We start from the raw sequence: 9079 nt of genomic DNA, 5'->3' as shown, positions 1-9079 counted from the left end.
TGCTGAATATGCAGATAGTGATGCTTTCCAAGACGCTGTCATCTGCGGCATGGGCTGGACCGATACGCGGCTTGATTATGATACAGATCCCGAAGGGATACCTGCTGTTCAACGTTTAGATCCCTTAAAAATGGTTTGGGATGCTAATGCTGTAAGACCAAATCTCATTGACGCACAGCGTATGTGGTATGTTGATCGCAAATCCGTTGAGGATGCTAAAAGTCTTTTTCCTGATGTTGCTGTTGAAGATCTTAACGCCGATTGGGCTATCGATAGTACAACCGCTTCTGAGGATTCTCATGTGTCGCTTGATGCGTATCAAGATGACTCCAATGCGACTTCTCTCTCAGATCCGTATTCTGGGAAACGCTATGTTACGCTGGTTGAATGCCGTTGGTTTGAATATGAGACCACTTACAAGGCGCCTGATCTTCAAACCGGCCAGATGCGCAACTATAGCAAACAGGAGTTTGAACAGCTTCAAAGGGTAATGCCACAATTACAAGGGGTGTGTTTTAATAAAAAAGTGGTGAGACGCGCTTTTCTGGGACGACGTCTTTTAGCAAAGCCCGATAAGCCATTAGCACCTGATGGGCAACTTGGGTGGGAGTGTATCACGGGCACGCTGGATAAGCTTAAAAACCAGTTTTACGGGATTGTTCGCCCCGCAAAAGATCCACAAAAATGGTCGAATAAATATTTTAGCCAAGTGATGTATATCCTTAATAGCCAGTCTAAGGGCGGCTTGATGGCAGAACGAGGCGCTTTCGATGATGATCGCCAAGCCATGGAAAGCTGGGCGCGAACGGATACGATTACTTGGGTTAAAAATGGCGCGCTTACAGGAGGGAAAATTCAACCAAAGCCAAGTGCACAATTTCCCAATGGATTTTTCCAGCTGTTTAATGAATCGCGTGAAGCGATAACGCATGTAACAGGGTTATCGGCTGAGTTTATCGGAACACGGGAGGTCAACCAAGCCAATGTGCTGGAAAATACACGCCGGCAATCAACGCTTAATTTGCTTGCGGGGCTGTTTGATAATCTCAAGCTTTATCGGTGTAGGCAGGGAAAGATTATCCTTTATCTTATCCAGAATTATCTCTCTGATGGGCGTCTGGTACGTATTTCTGGACAAGAGAATGCCCAATATGTGCCGTTGACGCGTGAAGCTGTTACGACGCTTGAGTATGACATTATTGTTGATGATTCACCGACAAGCCCCAATGAAAAAGAGAAAACTTTTGCGACAATTACGCAGATGTTGCCATTGCTTGGTGGGTTCTTAACACCGGAGATGATTCCAGATCTTTTAAAGCTTTCCCCACTACCGGCAACATTGGTAGCAAATTTAACGGCAAAAGCACAGCAGGCACAACAAGAACAACAGCAGATGATGCAACAAAGCCAAGGGGCGCAATTAACTCCAGAGCAACAAGCAAAGATTGCTGTTTTACAGCAAGAAGCGCAAGCAAAGAGCACACTCTATCAACTTGATGCGCAGCAGAAACAAGCGGCATTGCAGCAGAAAAATATCGAACTTTTCTTGAAACAAGAACAAGCGCGCATGCAGCTCGAACTTCAACAGGCAAAAAATGAGATAGCGCAGCGTGATTTAGAACGCAAAGCTTTACAGACACAGTTGGAACACTATCGAGTTTTGACAAAAAATATAATAGCACATTGAAGGGACAGAATATGGAAGAAGAGTTTACGCCTGAAGAACAAGCAATCTATGATGAACATTTTGCCAGTGATAATGCTGTTGAGTTGGTCGAGCCAGAACAAGTTGAGGAAGTTTTTGATGCAGAGGAAAGTTCTGAACAGCCAGCTGTAGAACCACTTCAAGAGCAGCCAAATTCTGATGTAATAGAATCTGATAAACTAGAGCAAGAGCGGCAAGCACGACAAAAGGCAGAACAAAGCGCCATTGAAGCGCGTGAATTGGCTATTGAACTTGCGCAAAAATATGCCGCAATGCAGGAAGAAATTACGCGCCGCCGTGAGGAAAATATTCCCTCCCTAGAAGACGACCCAAAAGCACATTTTGCATGGCTTAGTCATAAGGTACAAGAACAACAGAAATTGCTTGATGAGTTTTCTCATATGAGAGAGAGCCAAGAGCGCATGAGTCAAGAGGAATATGAACGCCAAAAGTTGGGGGATTATTTCGAGGAAGCTAAAGCGCAAGTACAAGATAAATATCCAGATTTAGACAGTATCACGGACTATCTCTATGAAAGAGCAGACAGTGTCTTACAAGCGCAAGCAAGCCTTTATCCACAATGGAAAGACCCAGAGGCACGGCAACAACAAATTGGTGCTGAATTGCGCCAAATATGCCAGCAGTGTCAGAAAGCCGGTATAAATCCAATTGAGGTGCTGGTGCAAAAAGCAAAAGCTTTTGGCTATAGTGGCGCGCCCGTTAAGGACGAAGTAGGAGCTCTTCAAGAGCGTTCTCAAGCAGCGCGAACACTTACAGCGCGCAGCGGGCAAGTTCCAACAGGCGGTATGGATGTGAGAACGCTCTTTTCCATGCCGGAAGCCGAATTTGCTGTATGGGTTGAGAAAAATCCCGAAAAATTTGAACAAATTATGAGCAGAGCGTGAGATGTGCGTGGTGACGCAACAGAGAGAACCAAGTGATTGTTATCGTTTGGGGGTGCCGCAAGGCGAGTTTTAAAACCAAGAAAGGCATTGATTGAAATGGCAGTAACACAGGTAAATCTTAATGACCCATTAGCCGTTGGCGTTTGGGCTAAGATGCTAAACACAGAAACTTCAAAAGCGTTGCCCATTGCACCGCTGATGGGAAAAGGAAAAAACAGCATTATTCAAGTATTGGATATGCTAGGAAAATCCGCTGGTGACTCTGTGACGAGCGGATTAAGAGTCCAACTTATGGGGGATGGCGTTAGCGAGGGACAAACGCTGGAAGGCAATGAAGAAGCCCTCCAATTTATGAATGAAAAGGTGCGCATCAACGAGCTTACTCATGCTGTGCGCATCAAATATGAAGGCTCTATTGATCAACAACGTGTTCCCTTTAATTTGCGTAAGGAAGCAAAAGATGGGCTTGTTGATTGGTATGCAGATCGCTTAAGTTTGATGTTCTTCATTCAGGCAGCAGGTTATACAGCACCATGGATTCACTTCGAAGGACNACTCTGTGACGAGCGGATTAAGAGTCCAACTTATGGGGGATGGCGTTAGCGAGGGACAAACGCTGGAAGGCAATGAAGAAGCACTCCAATTTATGAATGAAACGGTGCGTATTAACGAGCTTTCTCATGCTGTACGCGTAAAGTATGAAGGCACCATTGATCAACAACGTGTTTTATTTAATTTACGAACAGAAGCAAAGGATGGGTTGGTTGATTGGTATGCAGATCGCTTAAGTTTGATGTTCTTCATTCAGGCAGCAGGGTATACAGCACCATGGATTCACTTCGAGGGACGCACCATAACCCTTAAACCCGTACACTATGGTTTTAATGCTCCGTTAGAGCCAAGCAAATTGCGTATTATTCGTGCCAATAAGAAAAAGACTGATGAAGAACTTACAAAAGACGATGTTTTTACATTAGATCTTATAGATCGGGCTGTTGAACGCGCTAAACTTGCTAATCCACGTTTGCGCCCTGTTCGTGTTGATGGAAAATCGGCATATGTGATGTATCTCCACCCAACACAGGTGACCCAATTGCGTACCAATACCCAGAGTGGTCAATGGTTAGACATTACCAAGGCAGCTTATGATGGCTCTGGAGCTAAGAACCCAATTTTTGATGGCTCTCTGGGGATGTATAATGGNCGCTAAACTTGCTAATCCACGTTTGCGCCCTGTTCGTGTTGATGGAAAATCGGCATATGTGATGTATCTCCACCCAACACAGGTAACTCAATTGCGTACCAATACAAAGAGCGGGCAATGGTTAGATATTACCAAGGCAGCTTATGATGGCTCTGGAGCTAAGAACCCAATTTTTGATGGCTCTCTGGGGATGTATAATGGAGTTATCTTACGTGAAGCTGAACATGTCCCCAATGGTGTTAATTCAAAGACGCAAGAGCCTGTTCCCTCTGTTCGTCGTGCTGTGTTGCTTGGTGCGCAAAGTGTTATCATGGCTTATGGGCGCGTTGGCAATGGAGCAACAGGAGGCGATGGGAAAGGGGGAACACGCTATAAACTTGTTGAAGAACTGTTTGATTATCAACGTGAATTTGGGGTTGCAGCTAAAACCATTATCGGCATGAAAAAATCACGCTATACCTTGCCGCATTCTGATCAAGGGGGGCAGGATTTTGGTACGATTGTTATCCCTTCTTTTGCCGAAGCAAGCTAATTATTAAAGGATGACAATTATGGCAGAAAAATCGCTAATTACACAGGAACCTGTTGAGACCGTTGAGACTGTTGAAACTGTTGAGATGACAGATGAGGGATTGCCACCTGTTTTGCAGGGACGTAACAANGCTAATTATTAAAGGATGACAATTATGGCAGAAAAATCGCTAATTACACAGGAACCTGTTGAGACCGTTGAGACTGTTGAAACCGTTGGCATAATAGATGAGGGATTGCCACCTGTTTTGCAAGGACGCAACAACTCTACGCAGCAGGTTAGTTTTTTACGGGCGCGTATTAAATGTACAGATCAAGGGTTGATAACAAAAATTGGCGTTCTACCCCGAGGGGCTTTTATAAAAAGTATTACAGCTTATACCATGGAGGATTTTGAAGATGTAACAGCTACATTTGGAAAAGAGCCTCATGGTAATGATTATGGAGATGTAGGGCTTCGGCAATCTACCGATGGCAATTTGTACCTTCCTATGGAGGAACGAGATGTTCCATTAGAAGCTGAAAGTACGATTTACATGACACGAGACAAGCAAAGCACCAAAGGTGATGCTGAGGTGATTGTTGAGTTTTACACTAATCGTTAAAGGCAAGGGGGCGTTTATTGCTTGCGTCCCCCTCCTATACAAGATGCCCCAAGACATTTGGAAGAGGGTGATATGACAATAATAGTACAGACAGGTGGTCCGATTGGAGACAAACAGACCATTACTCCTTGGGATAAAAATTTTATCCAGATGTTAAACGATATTCAGGATGAAATAGATGATCAAACAGATGAGTATGTTGATCAAGTGCAAAGGGCGATATTTTCGGCTATTCGCTTTTGTGAACGATTGCCTTTTTATTTCAATGAAAGCCGCGAAGTTGTTTTTACCACTCTAAAGGGCAAAAGCCGTTATGGCGCCGAGGCACATCCCTCTATAACAGGGGCTGTTCGCATTGTTGATGCTTACGTTTATGAAGATAATCACAGAAAAGCAAAGCTTTTGCAGGTAGATCCTCTTGTTATTGAGAATCTTGAGGATGATTGTAGCCATGGCATGCCTACACGCTATGCTTATTTTGAACAAAAGCTTGTCTTGTATCCAACACCAGAGCGCGTTTATTCTATCAGGCTTATTCTTGACCCTGTAAGAATAAAAGATATTGAGAGTGCACAAGAAGCGTCCATATGGTTTTTAGAAGCCTATGAACTGATCAAAACGCGTGCAAAATATGAAATTTATACCAATATTATTAAAGAACCACAGATGGCAGCGGCAGCTTTTGCCATGTTTCAAGAGCAACTCGATGCGCTTCAAATTGAAACATCACGGCGCAAGAATTTGTTAAAAATTCAACACACGGATTTCTGATGACCTTTATTCCTATTGCTGAGTATAGACCAGATGTTGCATTTATTAATAGTGGTTATTCTAGTGAGATCGTGAACGTTTTACCTGCACCAAATTCGTATATTCCGTTTCCTATTGTGGCGCCGGTCTCAGATCCTTTTCCGGATGTGATTTTGGGGGTCTATGCGGTGCGCTCATTGGGTGGTGTGCGCATCATTGTGGGGNACGGATTTCTGATGACCTTTATTCCTATTGCTGAGTATAGACCAGATGTTGCATTTATTAATAGTGGTTATTCTAGTGAGATTGTGAACGTTTTACCTGCACCAAATTCGTATATTCCGTTTCCCATTGTGGCGCCGGTCTCAGATTTTTTTCCGGATGTGATTTTGGGGGTCTATGCTGTGCGCTCATTGGGTGGTGTGCGCATCATTGTGGGGGCACCAACAAAACTTTATGAATATGACAACAGCACGCGCGGCTGGAAAGACATTAGCAAACCTTACACACAATATCACGCCAATGAGACTGCACCTTGGTCTTTTGCCTCCTTTGGTGATCATATCATTGCTGTTAATAGCAATGATCCACCACAAATGCTTTCGTTAAAAACGGATGAAAGGTTTTGTGATCTGAGCGGTAATCCTCCGCGTGCTGGACTTGTGCGTGTGTGGGGTGATTTTGTTTGCTTGATGCAATTAACAGATAAGCCAAACCGTGTTCAGTGGTCCGGTTTGAATGATGCGACACATTGGACGGTTGGGGAGAAAAATTGCGATTATCAAGATTTTCCCGATGGAGAATATGTTCAAGGGTCTACGGAATCAACAAATCCGCTTATTTTCATGCGCTCCGCCATTTATCACGCAACCTTTGTACCAGGCTCTAAAATTATATTCAGTTTTGCAAAAATAAAAGACAAAATAGGAGCTAAAAGCAGCACAGCAATTGCAAGCCGTGGAGACTGTACTTTTTTTGTCTCTGATGATGGTTTTTATCAAATCAACAGTGCTGGTGAAATGCTCCCTATTGGCTTTGGAAAAGTCGATAAAACTATCTTCACACTTTACAATAACTTTGCCATTGATGAGATGAGGGCATGTATTGATCCGGTCTATTCTCGTGTTTATTTTTCTATCAATGATAACACCGAAGGGATGCATATTTATGTTTATGATTGGCTCTTACAAATATGGAGTGTCATTAAGGGGCAGAACCTTCTCTTATTTCCCCTTTTTGCAGCCGGTTATACATTAGAAGGCTTAGACGAAGTACAAGAGAGCTTGAAAGATTTACCAGCTTCTCTTGATAGTAAAATGTGGCAAAATGGTGCGCCTGTTTTGGGAGCCTTTACGCCAGACAACACATTTGGTTTTTTTGCAGGTCCTCCGATGGAAGCAGTTATTGCTTCACAAATTGTGGGGGATACGGGCAGGCAAATCAACCTGATGAGTGAGGCTTTTGTTCAAGCGGATACAACAAAAGGTTTTTTAAGTGTTGGGGCGGCATTTATCATTGATAACAAGAACCAATTAAATTGGGCTAAAGAGCGTTATGCCGGCTATAATATTGGGATGTATAATATCCGCTCACGGGCGCGTTATCACGCTTTGCGTCTGAGAATACCAGAAGGCACGCCATGGACACATATAACAGGCTTTGATGTAACGCTCAAACCCGCGGGCATAAGATGAATTTTAAGATCTATAATACAGAAAAATGGAGCGCTGAACAAATGGCGCCCTATTTTGACAATGTCATAAAATCGATAGCTTATTTTAATCAAAAATTCCCTGATGATTATAATACAGAGACCATTTTAAATGATATCTTGAAGGGAGAAAAAGTTCTTTGGATTATCGTTGATGCGCATGAAAACTTTATGGCGCATGTCACAACACAGTTACAAGAACTCGTCACTGGAGCATTAAGGGCGGTTATTGTCACACTTGGTGGAAAGGGAGGAGCGCCCTTAACGAAGCTTATCACTCAGATTGAAGCTTATTACAAGGAAAAAGGGGCAAAAGAGCTTGTCATCATAGGCAGGCGAGGGTGGGAAAAATCTCTTAAAACGCATGGATATCTCGTTAATCTTTTAGAATATAGAAAGCAGCTTTAACATGGGAAAAAGTTCTAAACCAATCCAGAATACCCAAAACACGACGCAAACAAATGAACCCCCTGCATGGGCAAAAGGTATTTTTGAACATGCCGCTAAGGATGCCATGACTTTTTATAACCAAGGCAGCGGAAAAGCCGTTTATGACGGGCAGCGTGTTGCGGGTTTAAGTGATCAAACAAAGAATGCGATTAATGGGCTTAGCAATAATACGCATAACTATGATAACAACACTTTAAATGGAATAGCGACAGGGCAAAATGCAACAAGCCAAAACTTAAAGAACATGGCTTCAGGGCAACAAATAGGCAATAACCCTTACTTTGATGAAGCGCTTCAAAACACATTAAATAAGGCAACAAATTCTATTAATAGTTCATTGGCAGGCGCGGGGCGTTATGGTTCTGGTGCACATACGGGCGTTTTGGCTGATGAATTGGGGGGCATAGCAACACAAGCTTTATCACAGCAATATAACCAAGATGTCAACAACATGATGAATGCCAATAGTCTCATTGACCAAGCAAACCAAAATCAGTTGGCGGGTGCCAATAATTTCTTTCAAGGTCAAGGTCAGGCAAATCTTAATGCGTTGACGGGAGGGAGTGTACTTGATGCCAATCATCAACGGCAATTAGATGAAGAGCGGCAAAAATGGGAGCAGCAGAACAATCTTGATTGGGACCAGTTAAGTAAGTTGCTTGCAGCTGGTGGGGCTGTTGCTGGAAATTATGGAACGCGAACAGGACAAATGACGACATTGACTCCACAGCCAAAACCTAATCCGTGGGAGATTGTTGGAAATGTTGGAACTATCCTTGGTACTTTTGCTGGGCTTAGTGATATCAGAGCAAAAGAAAACATCAGAGAAGCTGGGCAGAGAAATGGCTATAAACTCTATGAATACAACTACAAGGGGCACCCAGAGCGCTATCGCGGGGTGATGGCACAGGATGTTTTGAAGTCAAAGCCAGAAGCTGTTTTCTTGCATAAGGCGACAGGTTTTTTGCATGTGGATTATAGCAAGCTTGGCTTTGAGATGGAAAGGGTGCAGTGATGTTTTGGCGAGAAGAATTAAATGCATTAGAGCGTGAAAAAGCTTATAGAAAGCGTAAAGCGTTGGAACTTGCTGCTTTTAGCACAAACTCTTTTGATGTGAGCAATGGGGATAATACTCCACAAAAATTGAGTCCTACAGAGCTTATTCGTGGTTCTCAAGCAGGGACAGAACAAGCTGGGAAAAAAACGCCAGCAGAATTG

General features: G+C 43.3%; 9 protein-coding genes and 2 pseudogenes. All 11 read left to right on the top strand.

Going from position 1 to position 9079, the window contains the following annotated elements; translation table 11 throughout:
* Positions 1 to 1687: phage portal protein (locus ACFIMM_RS03485; protein WP_375682543.1), on the top strand; the 1687-nt coding region annotated here is incomplete at its 5' end.
* Positions 1688 to 1698: 11 nt separating this feature from the next.
* Positions 1699 to 2610: a hypothetical protein gene (locus ACFIMM_RS03480; protein ID WP_375682544.1), complete on the top strand. Its 912-nt coding sequence runs from the start codon at positions 1699 to 1701 to the stop codon at positions 2608 to 2610.
* Between the two features lie 96 nt (positions 2611 to 2706).
* Complete coding sequence (locus ACFIMM_RS03475; protein ID WP_375692620.1) at positions 2707 to 3213, top strand: DUF4043 family protein; 507 nt, start codon at positions 2707 to 2709, stop codon at positions 3211 to 3213.
* Positions 3167 to 3811: pseudogene (locus ACFIMM_RS03470) on the top strand (N4-gp56 family major capsid protein); the annotation flags it as partial. The gene ACFIMM_RS03475 and the pseudogene ACFIMM_RS03470, both read left to right, overlap by 47 nt.
* A 4-nt stretch (positions 3812 to 3815) precedes the next feature.
* Positions 3816 to 4346 (top strand): annotated as a pseudogene (locus tag ACFIMM_RS03465) (DUF4043 family protein); the annotation flags it as partial.
* Positions 4347 to 4500: 154 nt separating this feature from the next.
* Complete coding sequence (locus tag ACFIMM_RS03460; RefSeq protein WP_375682546.1) at positions 4501 to 4950, top strand: hypothetical protein; 450 nt, start codon at positions 4501 to 4503, stop codon at positions 4948 to 4950.
* A 72-nt stretch (positions 4951 to 5022) separates the two neighbouring features.
* A complete protein-coding gene (locus ACFIMM_RS03455; RefSeq protein WP_375633759.1) occupies positions 5023 to 5721 on the top strand; it encodes a hypothetical protein in 699 nt (232 codons plus the stop codon).
* Positions 5721 to 7394 (top strand): hypothetical protein, encoded by a 1674-nt coding sequence (locus tag ACFIMM_RS03450; RefSeq protein WP_375692619.1) that lies wholly within the window; start codon positions 5721 to 5723, stop codon positions 7392 to 7394. Before ACFIMM_RS03455 ends, ACFIMM_RS03450 begins: the two co-directional genes overlap by 1 nt.
* Before the next feature lie 41 nt (positions 7395 to 7435).
* Positions 7436 to 7819, top strand: coding sequence for a hypothetical protein (locus tag ACFIMM_RS03445; RefSeq protein ID WP_375630248.1), 384 nt, complete (start codon positions 7436 to 7438; stop codon positions 7817 to 7819).
* A 1-nt stretch (position 7820) separates the two neighbouring features.
* Positions 7821 to 8876, top strand: a complete 1056-nt coding sequence (locus ACFIMM_RS03440) for a tail fiber domain-containing protein (protein ID WP_375675152.1) — start codon at positions 7821 to 7823, stop codon at positions 8874 to 8876.
* On the top strand, positions 8876 to 9079 hold a 204-nt coding region (locus ACFIMM_RS03435; protein ID WP_375692618.1), incomplete at its 3' end, for a hypothetical protein. The genes ACFIMM_RS03440 and ACFIMM_RS03435, both read left to right, overlap by 1 nt.

The sequence above is a fragment of the Bartonella sp. AP258QHHD genome (assembly GCF_042196145.1).
In the GTDB taxonomy this organism is placed as follows: Bacteria; Pseudomonadota; Alphaproteobacteria; order Rhizobiales; family Rhizobiaceae; genus Bartonella.
The sequence above is the reverse complement of the archived record's forward strand: the minus strand, read 5'-3'. Positions and strand labels throughout refer to the sequence as shown.